Here is an 18,364-nt window from a genome sequence, read left to right on the forward strand (position 1 = left end):
AAGGACCACGAATGGGCGGAGCGCCCTACGACCTGACCGTTGACAGCGGTGGCGATGAGTTCCCGGTGACGGGATCTGCGCCACGGCTGTCCTGGAAACCCGCTCTTGATGCCGCCGGCCAGGACTTTGAGCTCGAAGCGCTCATCGACGGTGGACCGGAGCAAGCGGCAACAGCTACCGGGCACCTGTATGTTGCCTGGCCTTGGGCGCCACTGCGCAGCCGCCAACGGGTGCAGTGGCGTGTGCGGGCCGCCGGTATCAATGCCGAGTGGTCTGACTGGTCCCCATTCGAAGTCGGACTCCTCAACCCGGACTGGACCGCCTCATGGATCTCGCCGGTCGAAAACGAGGACCCTGGCTACGGCCAACGGCCCGCAAACGTCCTGTCTGCCGAGTTCGAACTTTCGGCCGGTGTGAAGTCTGCCCGGCTGTACTCGACCGCCCTCGGTATCTACACCGCCGCCATTAATGGTGAACGGGCGGGGACTACCGAACTTGCCCCCGGATCGACGTCGTACGACCGCACGCTCTACGCCCAAGCATCAGACGTGACATCCGCGCTCAAGCCGGGGCGGAACCGCATTGACGTCGAAGTCTCTGACGGCTGGTACCGCGGACAAGTCGGGGCATTCCGCCTCCCCGCCGGCTGGGGCACCACCCTCGGAGTACTCGCCGAACTGCACATCGAACTGGCCGACGGATCCCACCACGTTGTCGTCACAGACGACACCTGGACCAGCACGCCGTCGCACACCACGCGGGCAGACCTTATGGACGGGCAAACACTCGACTTAACCTTGCCCGCAGTAGTGCCCGTGAAAGCCCTCGCAGGAGCAGTCGAAGCACCGCCCATTGACTGGTCGCCGGCACCGCCGGTGCGGGTCACCGAATCGCGTAAACCTGAGCGCCTCCTCGAGGTCCGGCCGGGAGTGTGGGTGGCTGACTTCGGCCAGAACGCCTCAGGCTGGATCCGGCTGGAGGACCTCGGCCCTGAGGGCACGCGCACGCTGATTGAGTACGGCGAGCATCTTGGTCCGGACGGGGACCTGTCGACCTCCCATCTGGATTCGCACCGGCCGGGAGAGCCCGCAAGGATCTTCTCTCAGCGTGATGAAGTGATTGCAGGAGCGGTCCCCGCGGTGTTCGAGCCGCGCCACACGGTCCATGGATTCCAGTACGCCCGTATCAGCCGCGACGGTGCGACTCTGGATCCGTCGACGCTGGCCATGGAGGTCGTTCACACCGACCTCCGCCGAACCGGTGAATTCTCCTGCAGCAACGAAGACCTCAACCACCTGCACAGCATCGGCGCGTGGAGCTTCCTTGGAAACGCCGTCGATGTCCCCACGGACTGCCCCACCCGGGAGCGTCTGGCCTGGACGGGGGACTACCAGGTGTTTATCTCCACGGCCACAAGGCTGCGGGACGTGCTCGGGTTCAGCCGTAAATGGCTACGGTCAGTGCGCGACGACCAACTCGAAGACGGCCGCATCGCCAACTTCTCGCCCGACGGCCGCCGCATTAAGAACAACCTGACGGACCAGTTCGCGATGATGACCGGTTCCGCAGGCTGGGGAGACGCCATCGTGGCCGTGCCCTGGGAGCTGTACAAGGCCTACGGCGACGACGCAGTACTCGCCGAGAACTGGGACGCCATGACCCGTTGGGTGCAGTGGGCTCTCGAGAAGGCACAGACCACCCGCCACCACAGCCGCGCCCAGCTCTCACCCGACCCGGAGCCCTTTGAGCAGTATCTGTGGGACGGCACGTTCCACTGGGGCGAATGGACAGAACCGAAGAAACGCGACGCCGACGGGAAACTGATCGACCCCGTCCAGGACAACCCCATGGCCTGGTTCATGGAAGACAAAGGCGAAGTCGGAACCGCGTACCTTTACCGGTCCACCACCACGCTCGCCCGTATCGCACACGTTCTTAACCGGGCCGGAGAGGCGGCACAGTACGCGGCAATCTCCGACTCCGTCCGTGAAGCGTGGCAGGCAGCCTACCTTCGTACGGATGGCACTACAGCCACCGACAGCCAGGCAAGCTACGTCCGCGCCCTGGCATTCGGGCTCCTGCCCGAACACACCCGCGGGCTGGCGGTCGACCGGCTCGTTGAGCTCATCCGCTCCGCGGATACACATGTGGGCACAGGGTTCCTCTCCACCGGAGACCTCCTGCCCGTCCTCGTCGAGGCCGGCCGGGAGGATGTCGCGTACGAGCTGCTCCTGCAGCGCACCGCGCCGTCATGGCTGTACATGGTGGATAAGGGCGCCACAACGATCTGGGAAGCCTGGGAAGGGATCGACGAGGAAGGCAACGCCCACGAATCCCTGAACCACTACAGCAAAGGAACCGTGCTCCGGTTCCTCCACGAATACACCCTCGGCCTGCGACAGGACCAGGACACGGTAGCCTGGCGCTCCGTTGTCATCGCTCCAACCCCCGGCCCGGGACTTACCTGGGCGCGCGGCTCACACGAAACCCCCAACGGGACGATCAAGGTGCACTGGCAGCTCGACGGTGAAGAACTGCGTATAGACGCCGACATCCCAGTCGACACCACCGCCCGCATCATCTTCCCCGATGGTACCGAGCACACCGCCGGCCCGGGCCGGTTCCGTGTGGCCAGCGCCTTCGCGCACACGACCACCGCAGGCCCATTCCGGTCAACGGTAACAGTTTAGAAAACCTTGCCGGGCCCAAGGCACCAAGACACCAAGACTCACAGAAGAGGATGACATGACAATTTTCCCCAACGGCTTCCTATGGGGTGCCGCGACTGCCGGCCACCAGATTGAAGGCAACAACGTCAACAGCGACTGGTGGGCCCGCGAACTGACCATGCCCGGCATGGAACTCTCCGGCGACGCCTGCGACAGCTACCACCGCTACCGGGAAGACATCGCACTCCTCGCTGACGCAGGCCTGACTTCCTACCGGTTCAGCCTCGAGTGGTCCCGGATCGAACCCGTCCAAGGGCACTTCTCCAAGGCCGAGCTCGCACACTACCGCCGCATGATCGAGTACTGCTTCGAGCGGAACGTCACTCCCGTCGTCACCCTGCAGCACTTCACCACCCCGCAGTGGTTCGCGAACGACGGCGGCTGGCTGGCTCCGGATGCATCCGAAAAGTTCCAGCGCTACGTCACCGCCACCACCGACATCCTGGACGGCGTCGAATGGGTCGTCACCATGAACGAACCTAACATGCAGGCGGCCATCATGACCGCCATGCGCCGGATGCAGCAGACCCAGGGCGCCCAATGGCAGAGCCCCACCGTTGAAACCGAGGGGGAGAAGAAGCAGACACACAGCGACTTCCTCACCTACGCCGATCCGGAAATCGGGCGCACCTTCACCGCCATCCACCATGCAGCCCGTGACATCCTGCGCTCACGCACCAACGCCAAGATCGGATGGACCATCGCGGCCGGCGCGCTCACAGCCGCTCCTGGAGGTGAGGAGAAACTGCTGGAGATCCGTTACGGCAAAGAAGACGTCTACTGGGAAGGCAGCCGCGGGGACGACTTCGTCGGCGTGCAGGCATATTCCAGCCAGGAAGTCGACGCCAATGGCCTCGTCCCGCACCCGCCACATCCCGACAACACCCTCGTGGGCACTGCATACCGTCCGGACGCCCTCAGCATGGCCGTCCGTCATGCCTGGGACATCACCGGAGGCGTGCCCGTGCTCATCACGGAAAACGGGATCGCAACTGCCGATGACAACCAACGGATCCGTTACACCACCGAAGCGCTGCACGGCCTTCACGAGACAATGACGGAGGGCATTGACGTGCTCGGTTACCTCCACTGGTCGCTCCTGGACAACTTCGAGTGGGGACACTGGGAACCGACCTTTGGTCTGATCGCCATCGACCGGGAAACCTTCGCCCGTGCTCCCAAGCCAAGCCTCGCCTGGCTCGGCCGCGTCGCCCAGCATAACGAACTCGACACAGGAGTTCTGTCATGACAACCGCTTTCGCCGACGTCTCCGCGGCACCTCTCGCAGACCTACTGTCCCTGACCGGGCGACAGGCTGTCGTCACCGGCGGGGCGCAAGGCCTAGGCAAAGCCATCGCCTTCCGGCTTGCAGAAGCAGGCGCCAACGTCCTCATCGGCGATATCAATGCGGAAAAGGCGCAGGCAGTGGCCGACGAAATCACCAAACGCTTTTCCGTGCGATCACTCGGTGTCGCCATGGATGTCGCCGACTCCGCATCAGTGCGCGCAGGCGCGTCATCAGCGGTCGAAGAACTCGGCGGCATCGACATCTGGGTGAACAACGCGGGCATTTTCCCCAGCGTCCCGGTCCTCCAGACACCCGATGACACCTGGGAGCAGGTATTCGCTGTGAACACCCGCGGGGTCTTCAACGGCTCCCGTGAAGCCGCACGCCACATGAGCAGCGGCAACGGCGGGGGAGTCATCATCAACATCGTCTCCACCGCCGGATTCACCGGAACAGCCCCGGGGCTCTCCGCCTACGTCGGATCCAAACACGCAGTCCGCGGCATGACCAAGCAAATGGCACTGGAATTCGCGCCCCTCGGAATCCGCGTCCTCGGAGTCGCACCCACGTTCGTACCCACCGAGGGCAACATGGCCGCAGCCGCCGCGCATCCACCCAGCGGGACAGACGAAGCAATGGCCGTCATGACAAACAGCCTCATCGGCCGCATCGGAACCCCGGACGACATCGCCCGCGTCGTCCTATTCTGTGCAAGCGACCTGTCCACCATCATGACCGGAAGCACACTTCTCGCCGACGCAGGACAAACCATCTAACCCGAACGGACGACACTTCAGACTGCACCTCCTGGGCCTTTTGCTGCACAGAGGTGCAGCGCGGGCACCGGAAAGTGGGAAGAAGATGCCTCGAAACGAGGATGGAACAGCTCCCTTCGCAGGCACTCTCGCATCCCTGTCAAAACGCCGAGGACGGATATTCCGTTGACCTGCTTCGGCAGGGCAAACCGTGCTTGCCGATCACGCAGCCCGACGTAATGGCGCTCCGATCCGTCCATGGCTGGGATCAATTCAGGTTATCCACGGCTGGAAGTGGGAGCCGTTGGGGTACCTCCCTGGCAGCAGTAGCGGTGGATAACCTATAACAATTGTCCCCGGCCGTGGGCGGACGGACCGGCCTCCTCGTTCAACCTGGATCAATTCCGGTTTGCTTGGAGGGCCAGGCAAGGAACGGTGTGTCAGCTTTGGGTGTGCCCTAACTGGCGAACACACCGTAAGCGGTGGGGGAGTGGGACCGCATAGAAACCCCAATAATTAGTCGGGCGGGATTACGGCTTCCGAGCGCCTCTGGCCCTTGGGCAGCATTTTGAGCTGGCATGGGCGGCCTGCATCCAACCCGTTTCACTAACCCCGGTCGTGTACGTTTCGTATTGAATGACTATCGTCGTAGGGTTGGTTCATGGCAGTCAGAAGTGAAGAAAGTCGTCGCTCCATTTTGGAAGCAACGATGAAGTTGCTCGAAGATTCGGGGTCTACCGGGTTTACGGTGCAAAAGCTCTCGATCGAGCGGATTGCCCGCGAGGCCGGCGTCAGCAAGACCACCATCTATAGGTGGTGGTCGAGCAAGGTGGCGGTGGTGATCGATACTTTCTTGGACAACCATGTTGCCCGCACTCCGGTGCGCCAGGATGTCCCTGCGATCGATGCACTTCGTGAGCACATGGCCTCCTTGGCGGAGGTCTATGCGGGCATCGAGGGTCGGCTTGTCGCGCAGCTCATCGGCGAGTGCCAGCAGGACGAGTTGGCCATGGCGGAATTCAAGAAACATTTCTGGCTTCCGCGGGCGGAGGCCGTTTCGTCGCTGGTAGAGAGAGCCATAAGTGAGGGTTCGATACGCAAGGATCTCGACGTGCAGGTGGTTACGGAGCTGCTTTATGCTCCCTTGTACTTCCGCCTGTTGTTCCAGTCCGGCCCCCTTGATGCTAAAGCCACTGATGCGGTCCTGCAGACGGTTCTTGAAGGGCTCACGGCCAAGTAATAGCTCCAGGTAGCGTTTGCTTACATCCGGGCCAGCGTGACCTGATGGGAAGTAACGGATCGTCAGGCAACGTGCTGCCCGGCAGAAGCATTGGCAAAGGCCGCCATGTCGTGTCTACTTCATCTTGACTTGCGCCCGATGGTGGTCCTGAACCTCAGCCCTTGTGCAATACGATACGAACCGTATATCTTTGCAGATATGGAGTGCATGGATTACGGCCCCCTCACTTTGGGAGCGTGGACTTTGCGTTCGCAATCTTTCCAATCCACCTCGTGCCAGGGCAGTCGCCGCGTGCGGGCGGACCACAATGAAGGGAAAGCATGATCGTGAAGTCTGCTCTGGAGCCGCGCGACGCTGTTGTCGTTGCCTACCGCAGGACGCCGATCGGCCGGGCCCGTAAGGGTTCATTGGCTGCTGAGCGCCCCGAAGACCTCGCGCTGGCAGCTATTCGGGGAGCGCTAGCTGCTGTTCCACAGCTCGAGCCTGTCGAGTTCGAGGATGCCTACGTCGGTTGCGCTGTCCCGCAGGGCGCCCAGGGAGATAACGTTGGGCGCCGAATCATGGTGCTTGCAGGAATGGACACTGTCCCTGCGGTCACAGTGAACCGCTTCTGCGCCTCCTCGTTGCAAGCCACTGCAATGGCTGCCCAAGCCGTGAGGGCGGGCGATGGCGATGCCTTCCTGGTTGCGGGCGTCGAATCGACCAGTTCGACGCCTCCAGTGACTGAAAACCCTCATCCCGCCTTCTCGGACGCAGCACGACGTGCCAATGGCGTCTTCGAAGCCGGCCAGCCATGGTCTGACCCCCGGGACCGCGGGGAACTGCCCGATGTGTATCTTTCGATGGGCAAGACCGCCGAGTTCGTGGCCCGTCACACCGGGACCTCCCGGCGTGACCAGGACGAATGGGCCCTGGAGTCCCAGCGCAGGGCGGAACGGGGTGTCGAGTCCGGGTACTTTGCCCGCGAGATCGTGCCGGTGGCCACGGCCGCCGGCAGCATCGGGGCCGATGACGGCCCGCGCCCGGGAACCACGATGGAAGGCCTTTCAGGCCTCAGCCCGGTGTTTCGCGATTCCGGAACAGTCACTGCGGGTAACGCCAGTCCGCTCAACGATGGTGCGTCGGCCTTGGTGGTGATGAGTGCCCGCCGCGCTGGTGAACTCGGGTTGCGGCCATTAGTTCGCATTTTGGGCAGTGCCGCGAGTGGCCTTTCGCCGGAGATTATGGGACTGGGGCCGGTGGACGCGTCCCGTCGCCTCCTTGATCGGTTGGGACTGTCGATCGGTGACATTAACATCGTGGAGCTGAACGAGGCCTTCGCCGCCCAGGTGGTGCCCGTGGTCCGCAAGCTCGGGGCCGATCCCGAGCGGGTCAACCCGTTTGGTGGGGCAATTGCCCTGGGCCACCCCTTCGGTGCGACGGGTGTGCGGTTGGTGGGAACGCTCATCAACGGATTGCAGATGACTGATGGATCCCTCGGACTGGCCACGCTTTGCGTGGGCGGTGGCCAGGGCATGGCGATGGTAGTGGAGAGGCTCTCGTGAAGCAGTCAACCCTTATTGCTGACCCGGCCCGCTCGATGCTCGCCGCCGACCGGGCTTTGGAAGGCCTTGGCATTCAGGTGCTGAGCGCCAGCGAGGGGCGTGCCCGTGCCGTCCTGACTGTCACGCCCCAGATGGCTAACGGGCACGGGATTGCTCATGGTGGATTTGTGTTCGCGTTGGCGGACACCGCGTTCGCCATGGCTGCGAACACGTTCGGCACCGGAATCGCGACCGCCGAGGCTTCGATCTCTTATATTTCCCCGGCCCGCATTTCCGAGGATCTGGTGGCCTGCGCTGAGGTGACCTTTCACGAGGGCCGCCGGATGATTGTCGATGTTGTGGTGCGGGCGGGGGAACGGGCGGTAGCGATTTACCGCGGCACGGGCAGGGCCCTGCGTTCGGCGGACTGAACGACGGCGAGTCCTTCCGCGGTCAAGGTTAGATCCGTGTGCGCCCCGTCTCCTGCAGGAGTCGGGGTGCACATCTTTTTTGGGTCCGCACCGCTGCTGCGCCGGGCTTGCCTTCGAAAGGACGCCCGGCGCAGTGCCGTGTCAGCTTTTGGAGGCCTTCTGGCCGGCGGTGGCAAGCTTGTCAGCCAGGCCCATGAGGACCGGTGATCCGGTTGCGGCAATGAGCAGGTTCTGGGCCGGGTTCTGTAGTTTTACCGAGATTGGTTCCCTGGCACCGGCGAGGATGCTTTCGCGTCCCATGGCCGGGTTTTTGTGGCACCGGACGGGGACGTTGAAGATCAGGCGGCGCAGGCAGGAATTGTCGTGGTCGCACCACACGATCTCTTCCTCTCGGCCTTGGAGGGTCTTGTTGGGGAATTCCGGATCGGCCAGCAGTTGGCGGGCCAGCATGATCCCGTCAGCGACGCCGGCGCTGATTGCGTCTGCACACTGTTGGGGGTCGTAGGTGCTGCTGAGGAGCAAGGGGACTGTTGGCATGGCGGCGCGGAATGCTTGCGGTTCTCCGTGGTCCAGGATTGCGCCTGAACGGGAGGTGAGGTTGTCGTCCATTGACTCATAGTTGGCATCACTCAAGGCGATGTAGCCCAGACCTTCCTTCTCAATGACCGCGGCGACTTCTGCGAACCCTTCAGGCCCCTGGCCGTCGGGAAGATGGTCGTTGGTGCTCATCCTCAGGCCTACGGGGTAGTCGGGGCCGACTTCTGAGCGGATGGCGCGAACCGTGTCCACCAGGATGCGGGCGCGGTTTTCTGTGCTGCCGCCGTATTCGTCGGTCCTCCAGTTGGTGCGCGGCGACAGGAATGAGGAATAGAGGTAGCGCATGTGCGCCCCCAGTTCGACCCCGTCGAAGCCGGCCGCCCTGGCACGAAGTACCGCGGCGACGGTTTGTTCCTGGACCTCAAGGATGTCTTCCTTGGTGATTTCTTCCGGAGTCGGGTTTGTCCTGCCGCCGGGAATGTAGAAACCGTGCGGCAGGCGGGGCGCGGCCATGCGAACCGGCTTTGGGCTCGCAGCCCTTGTGGGCCGACCCTCGCCGGGCACGCCCATGGCGCCGAAGCTGGGGAAGATCTGCGCGAAAATGGGGACACCATATTCGTGCACGGCATCGACCATGCGGCGCAGACCGGGAATGAATTCATCGGTGTCCAGGCGCATGAGGGGCCGGAACGGAGCCTCTTGGTTCCCACGCTCGGTGGCCACACCGCCGCCGATGATGATCAGTCCTGCACCGCCGCGTGCCCGCGTGGTGAGAAACGCGATGGTCTGGTCGCTGGGGTGTCCGTCCTTCGTCGGCTGGAGGACGGCCATGGGGCTGAGGATGTAGCGGTTCTTGATGGTCAGGCCGTCGATTCTCCAAGGTGTGGAGAGGACCTCGGCAGCGGTGGCGGTCTCAGCGGACATGTGTCTCCTTGATTGTCAGTTGAAGCAGAATCACTGATGGTGGTTGGATCTGGGCTCGGAATCGCCGTATTGGTTTGACGCTCTGCATGGATTCCCGGAAATTGCCGGAGATCGGACCAGCCTCAGAATCTGTCGCGCACGTGGCGTTCCCGGCCGTAAAGCGAGACCACAGCAAGGATGATGATCCCGAAGACAATGCGGCTCTGGGCTTCGGTCAGCCCGTTGCTGACGATGATCGTGGACAGGAGGGTGAGGATGAGTGCGCCCAGCAGCGTCCGGGTGTAGCTGCCGCGGATCGAGCCGAAGATTGTGCCGCCGACGAGGACGGCGGCAAGGCCGGAGAACAGATAGGGTTCCCCGATGGTCTGGGACCATCCCGAGCCGAAGGATGCGATAAAGACGCCGGCGACACCGGCCAGGGCACCGGAGGCGGCAAAGACCGCGGTCCACACGGCTGATGTCCGGATCCTTGTCAGTCCTGCGGCCCGGAAGTTGATTCCTGTCGCTCGGAAGCGGCGCCCCGCCGCGGTGCGGTTGAGGAAGATCCACATTCCTGCCCCGCACAGGAGCACAATCAGGATGATCGGGGGGAACGGCAGGCCGAAGGTGGCGCCCCGCAAGCTTGCCAGGGAGCGGAGCTCGACCGGCGGGGCGGAGGAATAGTCGCCGTCTGCGAAGAACAGCGTCGCGCCGGTAATGGCGGCGCCTGTTCCCAGCGTGACGATAAGTGGCTGGACCGCGAAGCGGTGGCAGATCCAGCCGATCAGGGCGCCGATGCCACCGCAGACCAAGGCGGTGATCAGCAGCGCGACGACGGCCGGGAGCGCGAGCTTGCCCGCAACGTTCGCCGCCATGAAGGCACCGAAAAGGATGTAGCCCGGGGCAGCAAGGTCGAGTCCCCCCAGGATCACCACAAGTGTTTGACCCATGGCGGCGAGGGCGAGCAGGGACGTGATGACAAGGATCGAGGTAATTGACCGGGGGTTTGCCATGGCGGGCATGGTGGTCAGCAGCCAGGCCGCCAGTGCCAGGACGACGAGGACCTGCAGGGCCGGTACTTCCAAGACCCAGGCCCTGAACCTGGTCCAGGTCATTTGCCGCGCCGGGGGCGCATGGGTTGTTTGTGCGGGGGACAGGGTGTCACTGGTCATGATGGGTTCCTCTTCATGCGGGGGGCCAGAAGCGTCGCACCCAGCACGACGCCGACGACGAGGACGGCGCCATAGGCGAATTGGATGAGGCTGGGAGCAACACCGGAGGCGGTGAGCAGTTGCTGCAGGAGATAGATGGCGACCGCTCCGAAGAGTGCACCCAACAGGCCACCGCGGCCGCCGGCCAGGCTGGTTCCGCCCAGGATTGCTGCGGCGAGCCCCAGCAGGGCATAGGTGGAGGCGAGCGAAGACTGCGACGACTGCACGAGGGCGGTTAACGCAATTCCGGCGATTCCGGCAAACAGTCCGCCCAGGGTGTAGGCCAGGATCCGGATCGACGTGATGTTCGCACCGGAACCGTAGGCGGATACATCGCTGTCACCGGTGGCAAGGAGATTGCTGACAAAGGCCGTGCGGCGCAGGGCGAACCAGATCAGCCCGGCGACGCCGATCGTCATAAGTGCACCCGGGACGATGCCGATGCCCCCGGCGAAGACTTCCGTCCAATTGTTCGGTGCGGCCACGGGGTTCTGGGCGATGCTCAGCGACAGGCCCACGAGCAGGAACAGCATCCCGGTAGTTGCGACCACCGGGTGCAGGCGCACCACCGCGACCAGGATTCCGTTTAACGCTCCAGCCCCGGCGGCAACAGCGAGGATGATGGGCGCCGCCAGATGCCAGTCGCCCAGTCCCGCGGGAATAAGGATGGCAACGAACAGACAGTTGATGAAGGTGGCCAAGGGGCCGACCGAAATGTCGATGCCGCCCGCGAGTATCGAGGGTGTGGAGGCGAATCCCACCAGCACGAACGGCGCAAGTGTAGCCAGGGTTCCGGGCAGGCGCGCGGGGGAGAGGAAGGACGGTGAGACGATCAGGTTCAGCACCAGCAGTACCAGTGCGAGCAATAGGGCAAAGGCGAAGGGCCAGCGCTGGAACAAGGTCAGGACGCGGTTCATGTGTGGACCTCTGATTTCTGGCCGAAGTAGGCGGCGACGATGGAGTCGGTGGAGAGCTGGGAGTGGGGGATGTGCGCGAACACTTCCTGGTCGCGGAAGACAAGGACCCGGTCCGCGAGGCCGACGAGCTCGTCGACCTCGCTGGAGAGGACCACGATGCTCATGCCCTGGGCACTGAGCCCGTTGAGGATTTCGTAAATCTCCTGCTTGGTTCCGATGTCGACCCCCCGTGTGGGGTCGTTGAGCAGTAGGACCTTTGGGTCTGTGGCCAGCCAGCGGGCCAGCAGTACCTTTTGCTGGTTGCCGCCGGACAGGGTCGAAATCGGGTCCTGGGGGGCACCGAGGCGCATTGACAAGGACTGCGCGAAGGCCTCAAACCGCCGGGTGGATTTGACGGTGTCCAACAAGCCGCCGCGGCGGTCCTTTTCCAGGGTTGGAAGTGCGAAATTCTCCCGGATCGACATGGACTCAAAGAGTGACTCGCCCCGGCGTTCGCGGGGCAGGTAGGCGACCCCGAGAGCGTCCCCGTTCCGCTCGGTTAGTTTGAGGCCGCCCTCGGGCAGGATGTGAACAACGTTGCCGGGTCCGGCAGCCGTGCCGGCCAGTCGTTTGAGGAACTGGTCTTGGCCGTGGCCTTCAAGGCCCGCCAGGCCCACGACTTCACCGGCGCGCAGCTCGAAGTTGATGGGTGCCGAGGCCGATGACAGACGGACGTTCGATACCTGAAGGACGACGTCCCCGGGATCGTGCGGTTTGCGCCGGGTCTCGTCGTGGCCGGTGTTTCCCGTCATGTCCGAGATCAACCGGCCGATGGACAGGTCGGCACGTTCAACGGTGGCTACGCTGCGCCCGGACCGCAGCACCGTGACCCGGTCCGAAATCTCCTCAACCTCGTCCATCCGGTGCGAGATAAACAGGATGGCAGTTCCCTGGGTTTTGAGCCGGCGAAGTTCGACGAAGAGCAGATCCCGGGATTCAACGTCCAGGGAAGCTGTGGACTCGTCAAGGATGAGCACTTTGGGCTCGCGGACGAGCGCCCGGGCGATGCATACGGACTGCCGTTGGGAGAGCGAGAGTTGCCCGGCCGGAAGATCGAGGGGTATCCCGCCGGCGATCCGCGACAGTACATCCTGGGCAATGGATCGCTGCCTGGAGCGGCCCAGCCGGCGGCGGAACGTCCCGTGGGACCCGAGCCAGACGTTCTCGAGGACTGATTGGCTTCCCGCGGTGAGCACTTCCTGGAACACCACTGCAATACCCAGGTCCGTAGCCTCTCGAGGCGACCGGCTGTTCACGGGGACGCTATCCAAAGTGACAGACCCGGTGTCAGGAGAGTGAACCCCTCCCAGGATTTTTACCAGGGTGCTCTTCCCCGAGCCGTTTTCACCCAGGAGCGTATGGATCTCTCCCGGCCGGAGATTTAGATGCGCATCGCTCAGCGCGCAGGTGGCGCCGAACCGTTTGCTCACTTTAGTGAGCGTCAGGCCGGAGGAAGGATTATTCACGGCAGATCTCCTTTGATGGCCGAAAAATGTGGTGCAACTCATATTCGAAACTAGACGAATCGTACCGCATGTGGCACCCTGATGCCATACGGTACGAACCGTTCATTCCGCAAGGAGATCAACCATGAAAACCACTTCTTTCCCCTGGCTTTCACCACGGGCTGCCGCGATCCTGGGGGTCGGCGCCCTCGTCCTGACAGGTTGTTCGGCACCGGCGCCGGCAACCACGGATTCCTCGAAGGGAGCTGCGGTGGACCTCGCCTCGCCAGCGGCCCCCGGGACTTGTGGGGCGTTGCCGACGGATGCTGCGAACGACCCGAACGGGCTGCTGGCGACTTTTCCCAAGGAGATCGCGGAGGGCTACAACCTCCACCCCTACGAGATCCGGAAGTCGGCATGGGCCGGCTACAAGTCGACGAAAAACGACGGCTTTACCGCCGCGATCGTGGGCATGCCACCTGCCAGCCCCTTTATCGCCTCCATGTCTGAGGCGATCCGCACCAGCCTGAAGGCCAAGGGAGTCAGGATCGTCGGCGACTTCGCCCCGGACGACCCGTCGAATGTGCCCCTGCAGCTTCAGCAGTTCAACGAGGCGCTGTCGCTTAAGCCGGACGTAATCATTTACACCGCGATCGCTCCTGAGCCGTCCATCGCCCTTGCGGAGGCCGCCCATGACGCGGGCATCCCCCTTGTTGCCGCCCAGGTGCCCATCGATTCCGCGTACGCCGTGAGCGTCACGAGGAACGTCCCCCTGGCTATCGCCCAGGTCACTTCCGGCACCGTGAGGGCTATTGGCGGCAAGGGTAACATTCTGCGCGTCGACGGCATCCCGGGCATCCCGGTTTCGACCTTCGCTGCCCTGGGCATCGACGCGGTCCTGAAAAACTGCCCCGAGATCAAGGTGGCCGGCTCGGTCACCGGTTTCTTCCAGCCGGCCACCGCCCAGGCAGAGGTCCAGAAGTTCCTGGCGACCCATCCGGCCGGGGTTGATGCGGTGCTGCAGGCCGGCACGATGGGCGTGGGCATCCGCAACGCCTTCGAGGAGTCCGGTCTGGAGGCTCCGCCCATCGCGGACGACGGTTCCAGCCAGGGGTTCTCCTCCTGGGCGCTGTCGAAGCCTGACTACCCGTACTTCGGTACCACGACACCATCCGTGCGAACCGGTGAGGCGGTGGTTGATGTCGCCTTGCGCATCCTGAAAGGCGAGGGACCGAAGATCAATCAGATCGTGGAACCATCGGTGATCGTGTCCCGGGAAAACCTCGCCGAGGTGGCGGACCCTTCATGGGACCATAACGACCTGTCCGACCTGGCCGGCGACCCGAAAGACTACCTCCCCACCGACCGACTCAACCTGTTCTTCTCAACCCCCGGCGCATAGCGGCGGAAGAGCCCTCGTCCTTGGATCATGGCTGGGCTCCGCGGGCCCCTTCCTTTGGTTGGATCTGAAATCAGCATCCAACCAGGGGAAGGGGCTTCACGTTGCGGGGCGGGGTCCACTGCAGGGACCTCCCGGGGGAGCGTTGCTGTTCGACCGCTGTTTGCCAGGCGCTCAGCCGGACTGGTGTTCCCCGCTTCGTCCGGGCTCAGTTCTGCCCCTGGTCATACATAAGGGAAACCCCTTGGACCACCGGGCCCGGTATGAGGCTTCAGTGTTCCAAGGGGCTTTTCCACGCCAGCTGAACGGCCGGCTACGCTTTAGGCGCTGACGCGTCCGCGCAGGAACTCGGAGTCCGGCGTGTCGGTGACCGGCAGGCCCGAGGCTTCCAGGCTTCCGCGCAGCTGCTTCATGAAGCGGTCCGGAAGCCTGACTGCCGGCGGGCGCAGCGCGCCCCCATTGAAGCCGGAGAGCCACTCCTGGTACTTCCACTGGGTGCGGTTGATGGAGCTTGTGCCTGGGGTGGAGGTTGAGGACACGGCAATGTTGGCAGCGCGTGCCGGCTGGACCTCCCAGTAGCGCTCCATGGCCTCCTCCCACTTACCGTTGCGCGCGAGCTCGAAGGCCTTCGGGTAGTAGTCACCCAGCCAGTTCGTGTTCGCGGTACCGGAAAACTGGACATCCAGCACCGACATCAAGGGAATAATCTCAGCCTCGATAGGGCAGGAGATCACTACTTCATCCCGGAAGTGGTGATACATCTCCATGACGCCGGGGATGCCCGGGTAGCCCTGTTCGGCCTTAATGGCGACGATGCTCGGCATCGCGTCAAGGACGCGGCGCACGAAGTCAACGCTCATGCCCGCGGGGTGAATGCGTTCGAACCCCCAGGCCGGCAGCGGGAACAGCATGGTCGCCAGGTCGGTTTCGTCGGTGAAGCGCTTGGTGTAGTCGAACACCTCGTCGTACGAGGTTGGCCAGAACGATGAAGGGTAGGCCAGCAGGGCGCGGTCCGCACCGGCCTTCGTGGCCAGGTTCGCGGCATGGATGTTTTCTTCCAGGGTGCCGAAAATGGCGTGGAAAAACAGCCCGAAGTCATCCCCGGCTGCCTCACGGGCCACCTCCGTGATCCGGGCGTTCTCCTCCGGGGTGATGTTGGCTTCGGCGATCAGCAGGGAACCCTTGTACCCGCGTTCCTTAAGCAGGAGGATGTCGTGACGGATCGCGTGTTCGTTGATGCCCGAGAAATCGGGGGTAAAGGACGGGTGCGTGACGGCGACTGTGCCGACAAATTTTTCCCGCGCCCAGGAACGCGCCTCGGATTTTGTGTAGTCCACCATGGTGTACTCCTTGATTGTTGTCAGTGGGGTCTTGTCTCTGGGCCTATTTGCGGCTGGTGACGATGCCGACGGGCAGGATCGTGCCAATGCCCTCGGCGCGGGCGCGGACCACGAGCATCTCGGCGACAACGATGTCCTGCAGCCCGGAACCGGTCGACTTGTAGATCCGGATCCCACGCTCGACGTCGATTTCAGTTTCTCCGGTCAGAACGGCATTGAGCGTGACGACGAGCGAATCCACCTCTACGCCGTGTGCCCGGGCCGCGATCATATCCCCGCTGCCGTGGACTACCTCTTCGCGGGTGTCCACCACGACCGCCGCAGCCCTGGCCATCAGCTCCGCAGGCAGTTCGCGCTGGGCCGGGGTCGTGGAACCGATCGAGACTACCGCGGAGTTGGGGCCGACCCATTCGGCCTGCAGCGTAGGTGACTCGTCCCGGGAGCGGGCCGCGCACAAAATCAGATCGGCACCTTCGGCAGCCTCCCGGGCCGAACCGACAGCGCGTGCCGGTGTGCCAAAGACGCCGTCGAACTCGGCGGCAAAAGCCTCACGATTGGCCGGGGTCGGGCTGAACACGCGGATATCAGCGAACTCAAGGACATGCGAAAAGGCCGTCAGATGGGAACGGGCCTCAAAGCCGGAGCCAATCACCCCGAGGCTCAGCGGCCGTGATGGGACGATGCTGGAAGCACCCACCGCAGTGGTCGCTGCGGTGCGCAGGCCGGTCACCCGGTTTCCGTCCACCAGCGCCACCAGGTCCGCGCTGTCCTTGTCAAAGAGGGAAATCAAGTAGCTGACCCGAAGTCCATCCGCAAAGGACCCTGCGATGGATTTCGCACCGAACAGCTGGCCGCTCGGTGGCACCGAGGGCATGATCCGCAACCACTCGCGGTCCGTCTGGGCGAAAATCCGCCCAGGAGTGCCGGCCTCCTCGCCCGGTGCTTTATAGGCGGTACGGATCGCCTCTATCGCCCCCGGCCAATCCGAAAGACTGGCCACGTCCGCGTCGGTAAGAAAGAGCGGAAGATCCTTCGGTAGCTCGCCGTCGGTGCTCACATGCACTCCTTTGTGTCAGGCAGCAGCCCAATGGGCCGCGGCGTGTGAATAGCTCACGAGAAAACTCAAAGATAGTATCCGATACGGATCGTACCCTATATAGTCGTGACGGAGAACACGTCTCAAGGAAGAGGATCCCCAATATGGCAATCGCAACTGTCAACCCCACCACCGGAGCGACCGAGATGATCGTTGAGCCGCACACGGCGGAGGAGGTCCGGGAACGCATCGAGGAAGCCGCCAAAGCAGCGAAGGTTCTACGGGGGACAAGCTTCGCGCAGCGCGCGCAGTGGATGCTCGCCGCAGCCGGACTCCTTGAGGAACAGGCGGAGGGCCTGGGCGAGTTGGTCACCGTTGAAATGGGTAAGCCCATTGCCCAGTCAATCGCCGAGGTGCACAAGTGCGTCAAGGCCATGCGGTTTTATGCCGCGCGGGCCGAGGAATTCCTGGCCGATGCCCCCGTGGGGAACCCGTCGTCGGTGGGGGCGAGCCGGGCATGGACCCGCTACGAGCCGCTGGGGACGGTCCTGGCCGTCATGCCGTGGAACTACCCGCTGTGGCAGGTCATTCGGTTCGCGGCCCCGGCGCTTATGGCCGGAAACTCCGGCCTGCTCAAGCATGCTTCCAACGTGCCACAGGCCGCGCTCTTCCTCGACACACTCTTCGAACGGGCGGGGTTCCCTATCGGCTCCTTCCGCACCCTGCTGATCGGCGGGTCCGGGGTGGCTGCCGTCCTGGCTGACGAGCGGGTCAAGGCCGTCACCCTGACCGGCTCCGAGCCGGCCGGGCGCTCGGTGGCGTCCATCGCCGCGGACAACGTGAAGAAATCCGTGCTGGAGCTCGGCGGCTCAGACCCCTTCATTGTCATGCCCTCAGCCAATGTCGCCGAGGCAGCAGCGACCGCCGTGCGCGCCCGGATCAGCAACAATGGCCAATCCTGCATCGCCGGCAAGCGCTTCATCGTGCACACCGAGATTTATGAGGCATTCACTGCCGAATTCGTGAAGCTGATGTCCGAGCTTGCCATCGGGGATCCGCTGGACCCTGCAACCCAGGTGGGGCCGCTCGCCACCCTGTCCGGACGCGACGAGCTAGCCGAGCTCGTCGAGGACGCCCGCGCCCTCGGCGCCCAGGTGTTGACCGGCGGGACAATTCCGGAAGGCCCCGGTTTCTTCTACACCCCCACAGTGCTGGCCGGGCTCAGTGACGAGATGCGGATCATCCAGGAGGAGGCCTTCGGCCCCGTCGCGTCGCTGTACCGCGCCCGGGACCGCGAGGATGCTCTCAGGATTGCCAACCAGACCCGCTTTGGCCTGTCCAGTTCAGTGTGGACCGCCGACGCCCAGGAAGAGGAGTGGTTCCTAGCGAATCTGGACGCAGGGGCGGTGTTCATCAATGGCATGACAGTTTCCTACCAGGAGCTTCCGTTCGGCGGGATCAAACGCTCCGGGTTTGGACGGGAACTGGCCGCGGACGGCATCAGGGAGTTCTGCAACCTCAAGACCGTCTGGAAGGCCTAAACCAAACCCAAGGCCCTGCACAAACCCTTG

At 63.6% G+C, this 18,364-nt stretch carries 14 protein-coding genes; 8 read left to right on the top strand and 6 right to left on the bottom strand.

Annotated elements, in window-relative coordinates; genetic code table 11:
* Positions 1-11: 11 nt before the first annotated feature.
* The 6 genes from DXK94_RS10405 (at position 12) to DXK94_RS10430 (ending at position 7,966) form a co-directional block, all read left to right on the top strand.
* Positions 12-2,690: an alpha-L-rhamnosidase gene (locus DXK94_RS10405; RefSeq protein ID WP_115524913.1), complete on the top strand. Its 2,679-nt coding sequence runs from the start codon at positions 12-14 to the stop codon at positions 2,688-2,690.
* A 55-nt stretch (positions 2,691-2,745) separates the two neighbouring features.
* On the top strand, positions 2,746-3,978 hold the full coding sequence (locus tag DXK94_RS10410) for a glycoside hydrolase family 1 protein (RefSeq protein ID WP_115524914.1): 1,233 nt from the start codon (positions 2,746-2,748) through the stop codon (positions 3,976-3,978).
* Complete coding sequence (locus tag DXK94_RS10415; RefSeq protein WP_115524915.1) at positions 3,975-4,793, top strand: SDR family NAD(P)-dependent oxidoreductase; 819 nt, start codon at positions 3,975-3,977, stop codon at positions 4,791-4,793. The genes DXK94_RS10410 and DXK94_RS10415 overlap by 4 nt, the downstream gene beginning before the upstream one ends.
* Before the next feature lie 640 nt (positions 4,794-5,433).
* Positions 5,434-6,012 carry a TetR/AcrR family transcriptional regulator gene (locus DXK94_RS10420; protein ID WP_115524916.1) on the top strand — a complete coding sequence of 193 codons (579 nt, stop codon included), beginning with the start codon at positions 5,434-5,436 and terminating at the stop codon, positions 6,010-6,012.
* A 320-nt stretch (positions 6,013-6,332) separates the two neighbouring features.
* Entirely contained in the window at positions 6,333-7,556 is a 1,224-nt protein-coding gene (locus tag DXK94_RS10425; RefSeq protein WP_115524917.1) for an acetyl-CoA C-acyltransferase, read from the top strand.
* The gene (locus DXK94_RS10430) at positions 7,553-7,966 is read left to right on the top strand and encodes a hotdog fold thioesterase (RefSeq protein WP_220272970.1); all 414 of its coding nucleotides are present in this window, start codon (positions 7,553-7,555) and stop codon (positions 7,964-7,966) included. The genes DXK94_RS10425 and DXK94_RS10430 overlap by 4 nt, the downstream gene beginning before the upstream one ends.
* 141 nt (positions 7,967-8,107) lie before the next feature.
* On the opposite strand, the gene DXK94_RS10435 is transcribed toward DXK94_RS10430, so the two are convergent.
* From DXK94_RS10435 to DXK94_RS10450, 4 genes are all read right to left on the bottom strand, one after another.
* On the bottom strand, positions 8,108-9,427 hold the full coding sequence (locus tag DXK94_RS10435) for an NADH:flavin oxidoreductase (protein ID WP_115524918.1): 1,320 nt from the start codon (positions 9,425-9,427) through the stop codon (positions 8,108-8,110).
* Between the two features lie 122 nt (positions 9,428-9,549).
* Positions 9,550-10,578 carry an ABC transporter permease gene (locus tag DXK94_RS10440; RefSeq protein ID WP_115524919.1) on the bottom strand — a complete coding sequence of 343 codons (1,029 nt, stop codon included), beginning with the start codon at positions 10,576-10,578 and terminating at the stop codon, positions 9,550-9,552.
* The gene (locus tag DXK94_RS10445) at positions 10,575-11,534 is read right to left on the bottom strand and encodes an ABC transporter permease (protein WP_115524920.1); all 960 of its coding nucleotides are present in this window, start codon (positions 11,532-11,534) and stop codon (positions 10,575-10,577) included. The genes DXK94_RS10440 and DXK94_RS10445 overlap by 4 nt, the downstream gene beginning before the upstream one ends.
* Positions 11,531-13,039 (bottom strand): sugar ABC transporter ATP-binding protein, encoded by a 1,509-nt coding sequence (locus DXK94_RS10450; protein WP_181884798.1) that lies wholly within the window; start codon positions 13,037-13,039, stop codon positions 11,531-11,533. The genes DXK94_RS10445 and DXK94_RS10450 overlap by 4 nt, the downstream gene beginning before the upstream one ends.
* A 124-nt stretch (positions 13,040-13,163) precedes the next feature.
* Between DXK94_RS10450 and DXK94_RS10455 the strand changes: the two genes are divergently transcribed.
* Positions 13,164-14,420: a substrate-binding domain-containing protein gene (locus DXK94_RS10455; protein WP_115524922.1), complete on the top strand. Its 1,257-nt coding sequence runs from the start codon at positions 13,164-13,166 to the stop codon at positions 14,418-14,420.
* 317 nt (positions 14,421-14,737) lie between these two features.
* On the opposite strand, the gene DXK94_RS10460 is transcribed toward DXK94_RS10455, so the two are convergent.
* Positions 14,738-15,757: a dihydrodipicolinate synthase family protein gene (locus tag DXK94_RS10460; protein WP_115524923.1), complete on the bottom strand. Its 1,020-nt coding sequence runs from the start codon at positions 15,755-15,757 to the stop codon at positions 14,738-14,740.
* 43 nt (positions 15,758-15,800) lie between these two features.
* Positions 15,801-16,814, bottom strand: a complete 1,014-nt coding sequence (locus DXK94_RS10465; protein ID WP_115524924.1) for an ornithine cyclodeaminase family protein — start codon at positions 16,812-16,814, stop codon at positions 15,801-15,803.
* A 143-nt stretch (positions 16,815-16,957) separates the two neighbouring features.
* On the opposite strand from DXK94_RS10465, the gene DXK94_RS10470 reads away from it, so the two are divergent.
* On the top strand, positions 16,958-18,334 hold the full coding sequence (locus DXK94_RS10470) for an aldehyde dehydrogenase family protein (RefSeq protein WP_115524925.1): 1,377 nt from the start codon (positions 16,958-16,960) through the stop codon (positions 18,332-18,334).
* Positions 18,335-18,364: the final 30 nt, after the last annotated feature.

The sequence above is a fragment of the Arthrobacter sp. RT-1 genome, from assembly GCF_003367205.1.
Classification (GTDB): Bacteria; Actinomycetota; Actinomycetes; order Actinomycetales; family Micrococcaceae; genus Arthrobacter.